A 17,063-nucleotide genomic window follows, 5' to 3' on the forward strand; every position below is an offset into this window, starting at 1 on the left:
CAACAAAAATCCAATCAGCCCATGCAACCAACCAGAACACCACGACGCCATCAAAGGTTCACGCCGCAGCAACCAGCACACACCACACACAAAAAAGCATGCAGCCAATCACACAAACCAATCCAAACAAAACAATTGGCACACTATCGAGTTCTCACACAACACACGCACACCCCATCAGACACACAACATGCCCTCCGCAAGCGGCTTGTACTACGTTACAGAGTAGTTAACTTCTTGTCAACTCGCCCTTAATCTGTACTTTCCGGCGATATACCCTTCGTTCATTTCGAAGTAACGAAGTGCGTCACGCTGGTAGAGAAAGAATCTAGCGAAACTCACAACAAATGGCAAAATCCGGCAATGACCAGCAACGACGCTGCACCAACTTCCCCTTTCATCGCCAATTTTGGCCCGAATACCAGAAAGTCGAGCTTCGAAGTAGCATGATTCATCGTGTCTAGCGTGGTTGTCAGTGAAAAGATGCAGGAATCTGCACGCCAGGTGTTTTCTCGTCCGAAGAACTTGTGGGGCGGTTGGTTCCTCAGCCGAATTCTTCTTTTTATGCTGTTAGCAGCAGGCGGAGGAGCACATGGCGAACTCGATTATTACTACGAAGGCGTCACTAGCTCGTCCATGGACGAGTACCCCCTTCCCTCCGTCATCCCCCTGTACTGGCTGAAATGGCTCGGGTTCTCGGAAGCCGCAGAGTTCAAAAACATGTTTCTCTTCCAGATTTTCATTCTGGATTTATTAGTGACCGCGTACTGCATCCATCATCGCCGCAAAGGTGTTACCCAAGAGCATGGAGACCGCATGCGCTTGTGGGCTACTGGATTCTGGATTCTGTTCGGTGTTGCCGCGACCACGAATCTTTATTACAGAATGGACATCTATCCGGCATTCTTGGTTGGACTCACCGCAGTCTTGCTTGCTTCTTATCCTGCAGTTGCGTCCGGCGTTCTCGCATTAGCGACTACTTTTAAGCTTTGGCCCGGAATGTTAGCCGCAGGTCTTGTTGGTCGAATTAAAAACTCTCAGACATGGATCCGGGTACTTTCCTTTGTCGGATCACTGTGCGCAATCTGCTTAGCGATCGTTCTTGTAGGGGGAACTGATCGTCTAACGAGCCCACTCTCTTACCAATCGGTTCGAGGCCTCCAGGTTGAGTCCGTGCTCGCCACTCCTTTCGTACTTGCTGGCTATTTCAAGCCTGAAAAATACTCAGTGAGCTTCGCAGAATCGAAAAGTTTTGAGATCAGTGGCCCCGGTGTTGAGGATGCGATTGCGCTTTCAGGAATCCTCACCTTGCTTGTATTCCTGATCGCAGTCAGCTGGGTACTCTACCGACTGTTCCGCGGACAATGGGAAGTCCAATCCACGATCTATTTCTTTGTAGCGATAATCCTTTTGGTAATCGTTACAAACAAGGTGTTTTCTCCACAGTACGTCATCTGGCTAGGGCCGTTGCTCGCGGTTATGTTGACGCAACCATGGTCGGCTTCAGAGCAACCCGCTTCGATCGAAAGATCTCACCGACTGATGCAATGGGTTGCAATCTTAACCATCGTCGCAATGGCCGTGTCCTCTTTCGTGTTCCCTTACACCTACGTTGATGTCGTAGTAACGCTGGGCGCTCAGTGGCAACCCCCATTTGCTCTAGCAGCGAGAAACCTTCTGATAGTCGCCATTACCGCTCTTGCAGTATCGGCTGTTGTCATGCGCGAGATATCAGCCTTGCGTGCCGAATCGACGCCCCCTGTACAGAAAGAGAACCAGTTCACGGAGCTAGAGAGTGAGAGCTCCAGACAACTGGAGGACCAAGGCTCCACTGTTTTCCAAGATGAAGATTCCGCGGCAAAGAGAGCTGGCTCGGAGAACAACTCGAAAGTGTCGCTCTGGATTCGGGCGATTCAAATCTCCATCTGCGTTTCGGCCTTTCGGCTTTTGATCCTCGCTATTCAAACACGACGCTTGGACTCAAAGTGGTCGGAAAAAATTCAAGGCTGGGATGCAGAGGAGTATCTCCAGATTGCTAGACACGGGTATTTCAATAGTTCGACACCAGCCGAAGATCTTTTAACGCTGTTCCCTGCCTATCCTTCGCTAGTTAGAGTGGTTCATTATCTGACTGGATTGCCGTACGGGTTCTCTGCAATAGTGCCGAACTTCTTCTTTACCGTCGTAATCTCTGCAGGAGTGATCACACTCGCTCGCAAGCTAGGCGCGAACTCGCTTGAAGCAACGGCTTCGGCGGTTCTTGTCATCGGGGCACCGATGGCGATCGTACATAACATGGCATTTCCCGACGCAATGTTCCATGCGTTCCTGGTTTGGGCTTTGATCGCCGTACTCGACAAGCGGTGGATTGCAGCGGGAACCCTAGTTGGGATCAGCGGGCTAACAAGTCTCCTGGCAATACCGTTCGTACTTACCTTCGCTGTATTGGTAGTTGTGAAGGAGAATTCAAGCTGGAGGGCATGGCTCGGGCTGGCTTTGTCCGCTATGCCCTTGAACATTTACCTGGTATGGCTTAGCAGACAGTTTGGAAGTCCTGGGGAATTCAAGAACGCGATAAGCGATCGCTGGCCAACATCCCTCGACTACGGCACATCAACCTGGCAGTCGTTGGTCGACGCGTTTTCGACATCCGTCGATGTGCCTCACCTCGTCGCCGCTATTACGGTCGTCGTCGTCCCGTTCGTGCTTTATTCGACACGACGCAATGTCCCGGTGCCGCTTTGGATTGCTTGCACGTTGTTGACTGCCCAGGTCCTACTAACAGGAGGGGCTTTCTCGTCCATTCCAAGGCTTCTTCTGCCTCTAGTACTTCTGTTGATACCGGCCGTCATCTCCAGGTTACGAACTCAGGGACTCCAGGCACTGCTACCAGCGTTTACTGCGTGGGTTTTGTTTGGAGCGTGGTTCTCCTCATACATGCTCACCAGCTTCGACGGCGCAATTTAAGCTGCTGGAATGACTGATTCAGAAATTCTGACGCAGAGGTGATCGCGGACGGTAGCGGGCGAATCAATGCTTGTAAGCGTTAGGATCCGGATTAACTTCGATCGTTCGACCCCCTGTCAGAGCGAATCTAATGTTCTTGAGAAAACGCGCTGGCGTCAATGGGTCTCGGTAGCTGGCAAGCAGCTCCTGGATCGCGGGGTCGTTAGCGATCACGTTTCGGATGCGGCGGATGTTTTCGGCACTGGCTTCCGGCGGCAAATTTTCTAAGGAGGCCGACGAGAATGCGATCTGCCAATCAATCGGCAATTCTTTGTCATGCCCGATCCGTTTCTCGGGTAGACGCGGCTGGCGAGCAGCAAGAGGATTAGAGAGTCCGATCGGATCAAGTACGCGTATCTCCAAGGGAGCGCTCATCCCGGTGTAGCCGAGACTCAGCCAGTAAATGGTCGGCGGATAGGTTTCATCATCTCTCTTCAGTGTTCGCCATTCCGCACGTCCCCTGTCTTCGAGCACCCATCCAAATGCGTCCCCTTCGTCTAATGCATGCATCGCACGATCAAATTTGTTCATATTCGGCAGCGCATCGTAGTAGTCGACCGTGCGCGGCAACTCATCCAAACTCCGACCAGTGCCGGATGACCAGACCTCAGGCTCGTACACAGCACCTTTATCGGGGTCAACATGTTGCTCCGCCCAGGACAAGTAGTTTTGAGAACCCCCGGCGACCACGATGAACGCCCATATAGCCGCGGCCAGTGATGCGATGCCGCTGACGATGTTTCTTGCTGGAACGAGCATCACTGGGCACAGCAGAGCAAATAAGGGCGGTAAAAACATTCGTGCGTGCATGAAGTCGCCGCCAATACGTACTACATAGAGTGTGTGAAGTGCTGCCGCCCCGACCATGACTAGGACCGGAACCGATAACCGCTCTTCCCGTTTCCATACAGTGACGCACAGAGTGAGAACCACCAGAGCCAGGGGGATCCAGAGATAGTACGGAAGCACGAAATCACCCAGATAATCTATCCCTCGGCCGAAATAGCTTTCCGACGCGGATTTGGCAACTGCCGTATGGGGCGTTAGCAATCCGTAATAACCCATTCGAAAAATTTCATACACGCCAGGGATTGCAACGCCAGCGCCAACTATCTTCAAGCATGATCGTAATTCTTTGCGGTGCTGGATTAGCAACGCCAAGCCAGCTAAGCCTCCATACAAGGCGAGTTCTGGCCGCACTAGCCACGATAGACCAGCCCATATCGCGATCCAGATCGGCTTGTCAGGGAAGCGAACCAAGAACAGCCACAAAACGCTCAGGTAGAAGATCACTAGGCTCCACTCCAGCCCGGACGTCAAGAAATCCCGAGCTGGCGGAAGGGCCAAGTACACTACGGCGCCAAATGGGATTAATGCCGCAGACTCGTGAAATACGCTAGCTCCATAGGACGCGACGATGATGCCAGCGACGCCTAAAAACAGCCCCAGCCAAATGGCGAGGGTTTCCATGTGCTCCTGATCTGGGATTGTGAAAAGCCACACCAGGAATGTCCACATCGCGGAGGTATTAACTTCCACTCGTTCGCCGGCATTGAAGACTGGCCCATTCCCCGCATGCAGATTCGCGACGGTGCGGAGCACGATCAATCCATCATCCGCAATCCATCGGCGAATAAACCCCCCGATGAAGGCCAGGATCCCGATCAGCACGAGTTCGGCGTAAAGGATAATTTTCCTATTCACTGTGCTTAGCTTACTCGGTCGAACTTCACTCAAGGATCGTCAGACGAGTCACATACGCTTTCACTTTGAAACAAGAAAGGCGCCAGCCATTTGGCCAGCGCCTTTCGGTGGAGATGCCGGGACTTGAACCCGGGTCCTTCGCCACCGCACCAGGGCTTCTCCGTGCGCAGTCCGCGCGGATCTCTCATCGGCCCTCTGGATCAGGCGAACATGTCCAGATGATGGGCCCAGTCAGTGAAAAAGTCCCTGACCACCGCACTGACACGGCGGCCAAGCAATCCCTTTTACTGATGCCAGGATCCGGGGCAAGGGCATCCCCGGGCTGACAGACACGGGCTCGCTGAATTAGGCAGCGAGGGCGTAGTCACGCTGAGAGTTCTTCTCTGCGTTTATTTGATTGCTGCGACGCTTACGGTGGTCTCCAGCCTGCACCGGCACGCTTCCCCTGGCAAAGTAAGCGAAGTCGAAACCAAATCATCCCCTTGAAAAAGGATCCGACTGATTCGTCGTTTCACTCCTGCGGCGGGATCAAGCGCATCAACCGCAGGACCACTGACCTTAAACCCCGCACCCGCGGAAGTCAATACCCGCAGCCGTGTTAGAGACCCGACGGCGCGACGCGCAAGAATTCCACTGTCGCACCCGGCCCGGCCTCCACCGCAAGCCGCACGGCGCGGGCCACGTTCACCGCATCCATCTTCGGACGATCCCCATGCTGGGGCCCATCCAGCATGTCTGTGTCGGTCCGTCCAGGGTGAATGGACGTGATGCGGATGTTGCCTTTTTCTTCCTCCCGCAGCGAGTCCGTGAACCCCTTCAGCGCGAACTTCGATGCGCAATACGCCGTGTTTTCGGCCACACCATGTAGGCCCGCGCCGGAATTGATGGGGACAAGCAGGCCCTTCGACCGTCGTAAAGCAGGCAAAAGCGCCCGAGTCAGCGCAACGGGGGCGAGCACGTTGAGCGCCAAGGTCTCCTCCCATTGCTCGTCGCTGATCTGCTCAAACGGGCCCTTGTAGAGGATGCCCGCGGACAAAACCAGCACATCCAGGTGGTCAATTTTCGCCGCAGCCTCCCGCAGCGCCTGCCGATCTAAAAGATCCACCTCAAACGGCTCCGCGCTGGGCAACGCATCGACGATCCCAGAAGCATCTTTCGATGCCCCCGCAATAATGTGGTGGTCCTTGCCCAATTCCTCCGCGATCGCGCGACCGATCCCGCGGGACGCGCCAGTGATGAGTGCAGTTTTCATGGTGCCCAGGATACGGAGTTACACGCCGTACTTCCCAGGGTCAGGATCGAGCTGCAACGTACGACCGTCAGTGAGAGCAAAACCGATGTTTTTGAAGAAGCGCTTGAACGACATGGGCTCCCGGTAAGAGTCCAAGAGCTCTTTTAGTTCGGGCGTTTGGAGAGCTTGACGGCACCGAAGTACTTGATCAACGTTGATCAGGTTCTCTGGGTAAGCTCCGAGATCCGCAGACGAATCCGCGACCTGCCATTCTCCTGCCAGGTTCTTATCGTGACCGATTCGCGCGCCTTCTTCACGAGGCATCCTTGCGGCCAAGGGGTTTGCCAAACCAATGGGGTCGAGGACTCTAACGTCCAAGGGCGCGAAAGCTCCGGTGAAGCCCAGGCTCGTCCAGTAAATCGTAGGAGGCAATTCATCATCGCCTCGAGCAATAGTCACCCATTTTTCTTCCTCGCCCACGACAGCGAAGAAGGCGAAAGCTGAACCAGATTCAAGTTCGCTCATCGCTTGGTCAAATCCGTTGGCGTGAGGCAGAGCACGGAAATCCGATTCATTCCTAGGTGGTTCCTCATTCTCTCTCCCTGTGAAGTGGGTCCATAGCCCCTTTTCATAGATCACCAGGTTGTCGATTTCATTCTTGTCTCGCCAGGTCTGGTAAGCGTCCATGCCCGCGTAGGCGACCATGGCGCCGTACGAGAACACGGCACCAGCTAAAAACGCTGATAAGACTGATGCGACACCGCACAGCATCACCGGAAGCAAAACCGCAAACAGCGGAAGCAACAACATCCTGCCGTGCATGAAGTCGCCGCCGATCCTTACCAGATACACGGTGTGAATGAGTGCCCCAATCAGTAGGACTGCAACGGGAAGCTCGACGCCAAAGCCCTTTACATTAATGATCGCGTAATAAGCCGCAACCAACAACAGCGGGATCCAAAGGTGATGAGGAGCCATAAAATCGTGAAAGTATTTGAAACCCAACGTCCACATGGAATCATCCGCCGACTTCGCTACGGCGGTGTGTGGAGTCAGCAGACCGTAGTAACCCATTCTGAAAATTTGATAGATCATCGGAAGAGCAATGCCTATTGCGATGATCTGTAACCGCTCCTTCACACTGCGGTGACAAACGACAAGAGTGAGTCCAGTTAGAGCCCCGTACAAAGCAAGTTCTGGACGCACCAACCACGACAGCCCTGACCAAAACGCCAGGGTATAACCTACTCGGCCTGGCACCTTACGTTCCTGCTTTAGAGGCGCCAGAATCCGCTGAGCCTCATCGCCTGGGACAGAATCAATTGTCGAGTGGTCCCACTCGACGAGCAGGAACCACAGCACCGCTAGATAGAACAGGCAGAGACTCCATTCGAGGCCGGAAGTAAAAAATTCTCTAGCCGGGGCCAAACTGATGTACAGCAATCCGCCGAATGGGACGAAAATAAGCGACGACGCACCTCCCGGTAGCTTCGCTTGGCCGAGACCCGCCGTACGTCCTCCTCGCAGCACATGAAAGCGATAGGAAGCTATAGATCCGACTACGAGAGCGACTGTGCCCAGTATCACGCCAAGCCATAACGAAATCGCTGCAAGATCTTTGATTCCTAGCTGCGCTACGAAGAAGATCAAGTACTGCCACACTGTCGAGGTGTTTGTCTCGACTCGTTCGCCCACGTTGAAAACCGGGCCATTTCCTGCTTGTAGATTTCGGATCGTTCTAAGGACGATCAAACCGTCATCAGACATCCAACGGCTGCGGGCTGCCCCAATGAAAGTGAGCACTCCGATAACCGCAGTACTCACGATGACGGAACGAACGGTCGGCGTCAGGTTACTAAAAGCCCAAGACTCCAGTTCCGGCTTCGAGTCAACAGATTTGTCATCCGTTGACTCGAGTCCGTCTAGAACCTTCGTTTCAACCTCTTCAGCATTAGAGGTCGTGGCCTCAACATCACCAACGGCCTCATCGATTTTTGGCATGGAAAGACAGTAGCACGCCGTTCACGTTGTTACAGGGCGCCTGAGAGACCCGCAAAACGATGAAAGTTAAGCCTTAATCCCCTTGAACTTCCGGCCGGCCTCGCGGGCGATTTCGCGGTCTTCGTCGCGCCGTTTGATGTCGCGTCGGCGGTCGTAATCCTGTTTACCCTGGGCCAGGCCAAGTTCCACTTTGACTAGGCCGTCTTTGAGGTAGAGCTTCAAGGGGACGAGCGTCTTATTGCCGTCGCGAAGCCTGCCCTCAAGCGTGTCAATCTCGCGGCGGTGAAGGAGCAACTTGCGCGTGCGCCGCGGCGAGTGGTTGGTCCAGGAACCATGGGAGTATTCGGGGATATGCAGGTTGCGCAGCCAGACTTCACCACGGTCGATGGTGGCGAATGCCTCAACGAGCGAGGCCTTGCCCTCGCGCAGGGCTTTGATTTCTGTGCCCACCAAGACAATGCCGGCCTCGTACGTCTCAAGGATCGTGTAATCGTGCCGCGCTTTGCGGTTTGACGCGATTACGGCGGGGCCGTCCTTCTTTTTCTTTTTCCCCATAATCCGGCCAATCCTAGTCGCGCACAGCGGCGAAGTGAAACTACTTGCGCACGTAGGAGCGCAGGGCCACCTGCGCCACCAAAGCAGAGATGATCAACGCACCAAGCCCCACGAGTGGCATCACGGTAAGCACCGCGGAATCCGGCAGCTTCGCAATCAGGAGGGATTCGTAGAGCCTGCTCAGCATCGGGTCGACGATCTTGGCTTTGGCAAACCACACGCCAAGAGTGGCAATGATGCCGCCAAGCAGCACGGATATCACTGCTTCAAGGATGAACGGTGCCTGCGTGAACCACCGGGAGGCACCCACCATGCGCATAATCGCGATCTCATCGCGGCGACTGTACGCAGCCAACTGCACCATGTTTGCGATGAGGAAGATCGCGGCGAGCGCCTGCGCGGCAGCAACTAGGAATGTCGCGTTCCGGATCGAATCCATGGATCGTGCGGCGTCTTCCACATCCGTGCCCTGGTCACCAACGTAGGCAACCTGCGGCAATTCACGCACCGCATCCAACGGGGAGGTATCCGTCGGGTCTTTCAGACGAACGTGCAGCGCCGCCGGCAGCGAATCCGGTGTGGTTTCCTGCACCAAGACCGGGTCGGTTTCCCCGAAGAGCTCCTTGAAGCGCTCATAGGACTGCTCACGGTTGCGGAAGGTCACGCTTTCTACGCGCTCATCTTTCTGAAGGATGTCCCGGACCTCCTTACAGGGGTCAGTCGAACATTCCTTGTCCGTGTCAGAAATCTGTTCGCTGAGCTCAACGGTGACCTCCACGCGCTCGAGGTACAGGTCCTTCGTCTTTGACGTCACCTGCGAAATCAAGATGCCGGTACCCACCAGCGCGAGGGAGAGTGCCGTTGTAATGATCAACGCGATAGTCATAGTGAGGTTGCGGCCCAACCCACGGAAACCTTCGCGGAAAATGAAGTTCCAATTCATTGTTGTGCAGCTCCTAGTCCTGAACAATCCCGTACACACCATGGGCGTCATCGCGCACGAGCGTGCCCAAGTGCAGCTCAATCACGCGCGTACGCATCTCATTAACGGCGCGCGCATTGTGCGTGGACATGATCACAGTCGTTCCCATGCGGTTGATCCGCGCCAGCAACGCCATAATGTCGTCAGACGTCGACGGGTCCAAGTTGCCCGTCGGTTCGTCGGCAAGCAAGAGCGGCGGCCTATCGACGAAGGCCCTGGCGATAGCAACGCGCTGCTGCTCACCACCAGAAAGCTCATTGGGCATGCGGTTGGCCTTAGCGTCCAGACCCACGATTTCCAGCGCCTCTGGGACGAGCTTCGCAATTCGCGACTTCGATTTGCCCGTGACCTCAAGCGCGAATGCAACGTTGTCGTACACATTCAACTTCGGCAGCAAACGGAAGTCCTGGAAGACATACCCGATGGACTGCCGCAGCTTGTTGATCTGCGAGCCCTTCAGCGCATTGACGTGAAAGTCATTGAAGTGGATATCCCCCGACGTGACGTTCTCATCGCGGATCATCAACTCTAAAAACGTGGACTTACCCGAGCCCGACGGCCCGATCAGGAACACGAATTCCCCATCCTCGATGGTCAAATTCACGTTATCCAACGCCGGCCGCGTCGACGTCGGATACACCTTGCTGACATTGGAAAAAGTGATCACGCGCCCCACCCTACCTGTTACTGGTGTTACTAGAGAAACTATTGGGGCTTAAACCAGGCGGGCCACGCGACTTCCCCGCCGCCTTCACCACCACCTTCGCGACCGCATCCTGACGACGCTGACAACTGGGTGGCCCTAAAAACCCATTTCCCCAGGTCAGTTTTTTGATGAGGCATCAACAGTGTAAGGATCGTCAGGATCGCACCTCAGAAGGGGCCCGGGAGGGGCCGCGGAGGGGCTAGAAGCCGGGGTCGAGGCGGCTGAACCGTCCGAGGTGATTGCTATGTGCCTCACCCTCGAAGAGCTCGCCGAATCAGACAAGCTGGCCAACGAACGCCAGATCACACGTTCCGAGTTAATGCGTCAAGCGAACGCCGGACTCACAGTCGCATGAGACTTACGAAGTTGTGAACAGCTACGGCGATGTACTTTTGATCTACGCGTTGAAAGCGCGACCGATGTTCCTCGACCTGCTTGATTAGGTGTCATCGCCCCGAATAAGAGAGGACACACTGACCAAACAAACTACATTGCGCGAAGCGGCTAAACATCAGCTGTCGAGATTGTCCACTGTACTGACTACCGGCCTTTGAACCGCTCCCGCTGTCGGCGTGCTTTGCTCCATCCGGTACGCCGTTGAGGCGCTGAACCTTGGCTGGGCCGCATCATGAGCGTTAGACCGTCAAAGTCTGTGGGAGTCCAATCGTGCCTGTGCGTAAGAAACTCCATTCCTTGCTCGTTCTTCGCGGAATAGACCATCAACGCCCGACCGTCTTTGACCAGAGTGCACGTTCGTGACCAAAGGAGCTCACGAATTCGGGCTGAGGGAGATCCGACGAAAGTCCCTGGCGCTAGCTCCACCAGCCACTTAGTTAAATCACCGCGAAGACCCGAAGGGCACGCAGTCACCACGAGAACCATCACGTCGCTGACTCCTGCTCTGCCCAGTTGACCCCTGAAGAGATAACCTCAAGTTCTGTCCATAAATAAAGCTCAGCTTCGAGCGACAGGTCTTCGTCAGGCGTGTCCATCACGTATTTTAGGTCCTTTACGATGCGCGGCATCAATCGTTTTTCTACCACCGCATCTCGAACTACCCTGCGTACGGTTATGTGAGGATCTCGGACTCCCGAAGCAACAGCGTTGAACGCGCTAGGAATGGTTATTTCAGCCTTGTAGAGATCAGCAATGTCATACACGAATGACCGATCCGTGCCAGTATGAATCACCCCCAAAGAAGGCACAAAACCCAAACCAACCACCACCGCATGAGTAATTCCCTACAGCGCTGCATTAGCAGCAGTCAACGCCTTATTGATCGGCGTCGACGACTCAAAATCGTTCGGATCATAGTTGCGCCGATCCCACTCCACACCGGTTCGTTCCGCTTCGGTGGCGTAGATTTTCTTCATCCGCGCCCCTTCCCTGCCTCGCAACTGCGACATGGAAAGCCCAGCTATATCCTCGTGCGGGAAGCGCAGGTCGTACATTCTGCGTGCGCAGTCAAGTCGAGTGCGCTGGTTGGTGACAATGCGCGCTTGCAACTCAGACATGCGTGATGACTTTGCCGGGGGTCGCCCGTGGGCGTAGTAGCGAACACCGCGCTCCCCAACCCATACAGTTGAAACACCTGCGTCCCCAAGCAAAGCCATGGCTGCGTAGGTAATTCGGGTGCCGGGTCCGAGGAGGAGAACCGCCAACTGCGTCGCAGCTACATGAGCAACCCCTCGGGAGTCTGAAATTGTGAGAGCGTTCCCGTCGCGGTTGACCACCGCTCGTTCCACATACAGGAACGAGATCCGGTCTCCCATCTGAGCGAGAGACCGCCGCGTTATGGGGATCTCGTTCGGCGTAGTCACGGCTACCTCACAGGAGCCAAAGTAAGTAGGCCACACCCATATGCTCTACCGCGGCCGATGCCTTGAGTGAGCGTAGAAGCAAGAGTAGCGCTGTCCACGACCTCTAACGTCCCTGCAAACCGGGCCTTAGCGATCCGGACCGGGGCTTTCGACCGACCACCAGCTGCGCTCCGCTGGAACACATCCGTCCACCGCTCTAGGACAACCGGGGGGTCGAAACCATCCCACCGTGTACCCGCTCCTGCCGGATCTCCCTTGCTCGAATCTGCCCCGCCATCACCTAATGATGGACGCGGAGGAAGTGCAAATCCAGCGTTCTCAGCCTTTTTGTAAAGCCACTCAACCTGGTGATGGACCGATACATGCGCTTTAACTTTTCCGCGTTTTCCTTCCTCGTATACCGAGTACGTGGGGTTAGCGACCAGCTCAAAACGCCATCTTTGTCCCTTCCTCAACGAGCCCAGGAAGCGCTCATACTCAGTCGTCTGGGCGGGGCGAGTATCCCATCCCGCCTGCTCAACGATCAGCGAAGCCGTCGGCTTTTCTGGACCCACGATATAGAGAACACTTTCGTGCTCGGACTTATCTACTCTCCACAGAACACGCGCGTCAGTCTGATCGATATCTGGGGGAAAAGATGCGCGGACAGCCGCATGCATTGACTGAGGATCCGACAGTAGTTTCGCGGCGTGACGCCGTTGAGGATTGAGTGAAATACGTGTGAACGTCGTCATGCTCGCATCACCGTCTCAAAGAAAACATCAGCCGAATCACGCAGGGCAGTGCCCAAGGGATTATCCAGAACGACGTCGTCGGACCGAATGACCGAACGCCAACCGTACTGACGATGTTGAGGGTCAAAGGATAAAGGAACATCCTGCCTCTGAACAGCACCGGGCTCGCCGGGTTTGGCATCCACGTAAACGGCAAGCGAAACACTGCGCGGCGATTGGCGCTTATGCAATTCAGTCGCATGCCAGACTTCGTGGTTGCGAAGTGCTTCTTCACAACCACCAGCCCTGACCCCAATCACCAAACCGGGATGAACCGGGCACGATCGCCGGCCCATGAAAAGCGGGAACGCAGGTGTCTTAAGTGCGTGCGCCATACCCTCTAGCAGCTGTTTGTCCTCCGACTCCAGCGCAACTACGAAAGCCGCGTCCGTGAGAAAATATCGCGTTACTAGTTGAGCAGCTTCCTTCGGTTTCTGCATCCAGGGCTGAGCGGTCTGATAGTCGCTTAAAAGACTCCCTGATTGGTCTACTCGTACCGCCATTCTCAGACTGATGAGGTCTTCCACCGAATCGGTACGCCGCCTCCCTTGGGCCGCAGCGATCAAACCGATGACTCCAGATTTGGTCGGAGTATTGGAAGTTGCGCGCGTTTTGAACCGTGACTCATCACCCCAGGATTGAAGCGGACCTTTCAGGAGTAGGAGTAGGGAGTGGCTCACTTCCCATCACCCATTCGATTTCCAAGCTCAGATTGAACATCATCCTTCAGCTCATTCAAAGAAACCTGCTTGGCGATCTCCGCGAAAGGTTCAGCTAAACCTTGAATACCCATGACGAACGATGCCAAAGGCGTGAATCCGTAAACCGACTCAATGTCTGAAGCTTCCTTAGCCAGTCGATCTGCGGCAGCCTTCCTACGTGAGACTCCCTCTTCAATCGGAGCTTCGAAAGCGTTCACGAGCGAAACTGGACGGGTGTCGCGAATGACGACGTATACAAGCTCGGGCAGTGTCTGATTCGCGAAGGTGTTGATTTTGCCGGTTGGCATCGAGGAAATGAACGCTTCGATGAATTGAACTGCAGCCACCCGAGCCACCTCTTTGGAACCGAGGTTTTCCGTAAGCCCATCCAGGTTCACCGTGGCATAACGGTACAAGGTCGAGGACATCATCTGGACGGTGCCAATCATGCCCGCTCCGGTTTCATCACCGTCCTCAGCGAGATCATCTACAGCTGTGTAGTAATCAAAGTCCGGAGTTGAGTTGTGTACTCCGATTGCATGGCCAACCTGGACTGCCGCATCAACGTTGTAGGCAGCATCATCAGCCAACATACGTCCGAACATCGCCATGTCGACTGAATGATCTTGGTTGAGGATTTCCCTCGCGTCTTGCTTCGAGATCTTTTCTCCCTGGCGCGACAAAAGTTCGTTCACAGCACGCTCAACCTGCTGTTGACTCAGGAACAGCAAGTAGGTCGAGCGGGGAAACGCGGTGGCCGGCGCATCCTCGGAGTTCAACTCGGCTTTGCCGGTTTTTTTCTCTACCTCGGTCTTTACTCCGACCGCCTTGAAAAGCTGCTCGGTCCACGCAATAGCATCAGTTTCGTCTACCCCCGATTCCACAAGGGCCTTAGCGATTTTCTCCGGAAAGCGCTTCGATCGGTCGCCCACGAGCTCCGGATCAAAGTTCTGCTCAAAATAGCGGCGTATAGCGCGCTTCCACGACTGCGAAGAAACACGCTGACGAGGCACCCCGCCAAAGACTGCAGATTTCGGCGCGCCAGTGTCGTCGCGGTTGATCAAGGAAGGTGGAACGGTCTGAAGTGCGTGAATATCGATGACAAGAGACATGGTTTTTCCTTTCTAGGAGAGCGTCTTTTCAATAAGTGAGGGATCGGTGTCGTGTCGTTTTTTAGGAGGCATGGTTCCAACCGCGAAGTCTCTGCCCCATCGGAGCAAAACACCGTCACGGCGCTGAGGTAGCCGCAGGCTCCGCAAATCGTTTGCAAACCACCCATAGTCGAAAGCAATGTTGTGGCTACGGAGCAACGCGATAAGAGAACGAAGATGAACGATGCGAGCTGTTTCATCCGCAGCCGCTTGCATCGCATCGAAGCGCATCTTGATCGAACCAGAATCTGCTTGAACGTAGAGCTGCCCACACGCCATCGCGAAAGAGGTCTTTGCGCTGTGTGCTGGATGTTTCGCGCTCTGCATGTGAAGCGCAAAAAGCGTCAGCGCATGGTAAACCGCAGACTCGGACGGAGTGGCCGTATCGGTCTTCCCGATAAGGCTCTCGCTCAGCGGAGGCTTCAAGAGCATTAGCACCCTTTGCAGTGCCAAAGGATCGGTTCCGAAACCGCGCGATGCTGACTGCCGAAGCTCGGCTAGTGCACGCCGCGTCTCTGTCCCTTCCACAGAGTGCGGCTTGTCGAAATAGTTGGACTGCATCCGTGCAACAGTGCTGCTGACACTGATCACGAGACTGGTATCACTCATCGCTGATTCCTCCATTGTTCTCCAACGCGGTTTCTTTACCTTCGCTTGACGCTCGATCCTTACCTAATAGCGGCAGGTCCTTAAACAGCCGATGCCGCAGCGTTCGATGCAAAACACCTGCGTTGACCACATATCCACGGGAGCCATCCTCAGCCGCGTCAACGACTCTCCCAATAAGAGCTTTCTGACCTGCTCCACGAATAGCTTCATCAGCGATCACGAGGACCTCTCTGCGAACGCATTCTTGCCAGGCGACCGCTTCTGCCTTCATGTTTTCGAAATTGAGCCCCCGGAGCCAGTCAATGAACTGTCGTTCGAGCTCATTGTAGAGTTTGTCGGCCGTATAACCATCGAACACATATTCCCCGCCAGCCGCTACTTCGAGCTGGCCGCAGAACCATCCAAGTGAAACCGCAGCATTCTTCGTAGCCTCGGCAGCATTGCGTACGACTTGGCGGTGTTCTTGCGCAACCTCATCGTCTTGCAGAAGAGCTAACGGTATTCCGATATTCGCACTGACCATCGTTGCAATCGACGAGCTCTGTGTGCCGTATTCCATCGAGACGATGCTCACATCTGCTGTCTCGCGTTTGCCGAGGCGATCAGCAACATTCGATAAATTCTCGAGGTTTCGCGGTCGCTTAGGAGCTTGGCTTTTAGCATTGAAATCCGGATCGGACTGGGAAGCAACCAGCGCATCCAATGATCGCCACATAGTCCTTTGGGTGTCATACGCCTTCGGATAAAAGACCGCCACGCCCTTTTTGGATTTATTGGCACTGTACCGGTAGGGGGTCATCGGGTCACCGAAAATATCTTTGCCAGCATCCGGTATTTGATCGCCGTTGCAAACGAGAACGCTCGTCACCTCGGACTCATCAGTAAATAACCTCACTCGCCGCGACTGCCAAGTAGCTAAATCTGCCGGCCCGTTAGGATAAATTACTCCTGCGCTTCGTTGGGCTGCTGTATCCGGTTCCCGTTCCCACACTGGCCGATCAGCAGAGTTATCAAAATGAACGCAGTCCTGCGTCGTATTCAAGATCAGGGTTTCCAACAAGTTTGTGCCACGAATGACGGTGCCACCAGTCATTCCGGTCCAACCAGTTCCGATTGGATAGCCCTTGCCACCTTTTACTCGCGGGTCACCAAGAGCCCCGGATTTAATGCCCGAGTAATCGTACGCATGCGTGTGGATTAACCATCTCGCAGCTTCGGCAAATGAGAGCGATTCGCGCCCGTCATGGGTCCTCATTGTGAAGTAGTTGTGCTCTGAATCCGGCACAATTCTCGACACATTTTGTCGCGCAGCTTTCTCAGTGTCGAGCATTGCGACTTGCATAAAGGGGTATTCCTGATGCAAAAGGTCAAACCTTTCCTCGAACTGATCAAGGTACTCCAAGACGATGCGATCGGACGCTCCCGACGTGTGTTCCTCTCGACGCTGCTGGAACCAGTCAAACCAATCAAACTGCATTCGTGCGCTTCTGCTGGTCAAGGTGCGCGCCAATTCCGCCTGGTGCGCTCTCCAGTAGATCGCCAGCAAAACACGCAAAACTGCATAGTCCTGTGTTGGTGAATCCCCCACGATTGATAAGGGTTTTTCGCTTCCGGAAAAGACGTCACGGATGCTTAAGGTTTTCGCCCCTTCTTCAGTTGTGCATTCGATCCACGGCTCATTCAGAAGGTTGTAACTATGGCGAACCGAATGTAGTTCAGTGTCTACATCAGCGACCGTAGTTAGTCCAGACATTCATCTCATCTCCTTTCATTGATTGGGCTTCGTTCATTACGTTTATGACGGTACTTTCTCGGCTCGACACT

Annotated in this window: 13 protein-coding genes, 1 other RNA gene and 1 pseudogene; 1 reads left to right on the forward strand and 14 read right to left on the reverse strand. The window is 54.7% G+C overall.

Annotation, left to right across the window (positions count from 1 at the left end; all coding sequences use genetic code 11):
• Positions 1-456: 456 nt before the first annotated feature.
• A complete protein-coding gene (locus CAQUA_RS08495; RefSeq protein WP_196825496.1) occupies positions 457-2,967 on the forward strand; it encodes a glycosyltransferase family protein in 2,511 nt (836 codons plus the stop codon).
• Between the two features lie 63 nt (positions 2,968-3,030).
• Here CAQUA_RS08495 and CAQUA_RS08500 read toward each other — a convergent pair whose 3' ends face one another.
• The 14 genes and pseudogenes from CAQUA_RS08500 to casA all read right to left on the reverse strand — a co-directional run bounded on the left by CAQUA_RS08500 (position 3,031) and on the right by casA (position 16,992).
• Positions 3,031-4,710 carry an arabinofuranosyltransferase AftB family protein gene (locus CAQUA_RS08500; RefSeq protein ID WP_196825495.1) on the reverse strand — a complete coding sequence of 560 codons (1,680 nt, stop codon included), beginning with the start codon at positions 4,708-4,710 and terminating at the stop codon, positions 3,031-3,033.
• A gap of 105 nt (positions 4,711-4,815) precedes the next feature.
• Positions 4,816-5,192, reverse strand: a transfer-messenger RNA (tmRNA) gene (gene ssrA / locus CAQUA_RS08505).
• Positions 5,193-5,308: 116 nt separating this feature from the next.
• Entirely contained in the window at positions 5,309-5,962 is a 654-nt protein-coding gene (locus CAQUA_RS08510; RefSeq protein WP_196825494.1) for an SDR family oxidoreductase, read from the reverse strand.
• An 18-nt stretch (positions 5,963-5,980) separates the two neighbouring features.
• Positions 5,981-7,942: an arabinofuranosyltransferase AftB family protein gene (locus CAQUA_RS08515; RefSeq protein ID WP_231375637.1), complete on the reverse strand. Its 1,962-nt coding sequence runs from the start codon at positions 7,940-7,942 to the stop codon at positions 5,981-5,983.
• 66 nt (positions 7,943-8,008) lie between these two features.
• The gene (smpB, locus tag CAQUA_RS08520) at positions 8,009-8,497 is read right to left on the reverse strand and encodes an SsrA-binding protein SmpB (RefSeq protein ID WP_196825493.1); all 489 of its coding nucleotides are present in this window, start codon (positions 8,495-8,497) and stop codon (positions 8,009-8,011) included.
• A gap of 40 nt (positions 8,498-8,537) precedes the next feature.
• Positions 8,538-9,440 carry a permease-like cell division protein FtsX gene (gene ftsX / locus CAQUA_RS08525; protein ID WP_196825492.1) on the reverse strand — a complete coding sequence of 301 codons (903 nt, stop codon included), beginning with the start codon at positions 9,438-9,440 and terminating at the stop codon, positions 8,538-8,540.
• Positions 9,441-9,453: 13 nt separating this feature from the next.
• Positions 9,454-10,146, reverse strand: a complete 693-nt coding sequence (gene ftsE / locus CAQUA_RS08530) for a cell division ATP-binding protein FtsE (protein ID WP_196825491.1) — start codon at positions 10,144-10,146, stop codon at positions 9,454-9,456.
• 579 nt (positions 10,147-10,725) lie between these two features.
• Positions 10,726-11,070: a type I-E CRISPR-associated endoribonuclease Cas2e gene (gene cas2e, locus CAQUA_RS08535; protein WP_196825490.1), complete on the reverse strand. Its 345-nt coding sequence runs from the start codon at positions 11,068-11,070 to the stop codon at positions 10,726-10,728.
• Positions 11,067-11,957: pseudogene (gene cas1e / locus CAQUA_RS08540) on the reverse strand (type I-E CRISPR-associated endonuclease Cas1e). The gene cas2e and the pseudogene cas1e overlap by 4 nt, the downstream one beginning before the upstream one ends.
• Before the next feature lie 50 nt (positions 11,958-12,007).
• A complete protein-coding gene (gene cas6e / locus CAQUA_RS08545) occupies positions 12,008-12,739 on the reverse strand; it encodes a type I-E CRISPR-associated protein Cas6/Cse3/CasE (protein WP_196825489.1) in 732 nt (243 codons plus the stop codon).
• Positions 12,736-13,458 carry a type I-E CRISPR-associated protein Cas5/CasD gene (gene cas5e, locus CAQUA_RS08550; protein ID WP_196825488.1) on the reverse strand — a complete coding sequence of 241 codons (723 nt, stop codon included), beginning with the start codon at positions 13,456-13,458 and terminating at the stop codon, positions 12,736-12,738. Before cas5e ends, cas6e begins: the two co-directional genes overlap by 4 nt.
• Positions 13,455-14,591: a type I-E CRISPR-associated protein Cas7/Cse4/CasC gene (gene cas7e, locus CAQUA_RS08555; protein ID WP_196825487.1), complete on the reverse strand. Its 1,137-nt coding sequence runs from the start codon at positions 14,589-14,591 to the stop codon at positions 13,455-13,457. Before cas7e ends, cas5e begins: the two co-directional genes overlap by 4 nt.
• A gap of 12 nt (positions 14,592-14,603) precedes the next feature.
• A complete protein-coding gene (gene casB / locus CAQUA_RS08560) occupies positions 14,604-15,239 on the reverse strand; it encodes a type I-E CRISPR-associated protein Cse2/CasB (RefSeq protein ID WP_196825486.1) in 636 nt (211 codons plus the stop codon).
• On the reverse strand, positions 15,232-16,992 hold the full coding sequence (gene casA, locus CAQUA_RS08565; RefSeq protein ID WP_196825485.1) for a type I-E CRISPR-associated protein Cse1/CasA: 1,761 nt from the start codon (positions 16,990-16,992) through the stop codon (positions 15,232-15,234). Before casA ends, casB begins: the two co-directional genes overlap by 8 nt.
• Positions 16,993-17,063 lie beyond the last annotated feature (71 nt).

This window comes from Corynebacterium aquatimens (assembly GCF_030408395.1).
GTDB classification, from domain to species: Bacteria; Actinomycetota; Actinomycetes; order Mycobacteriales; family Mycobacteriaceae; genus Corynebacterium; species Corynebacterium aquatimens.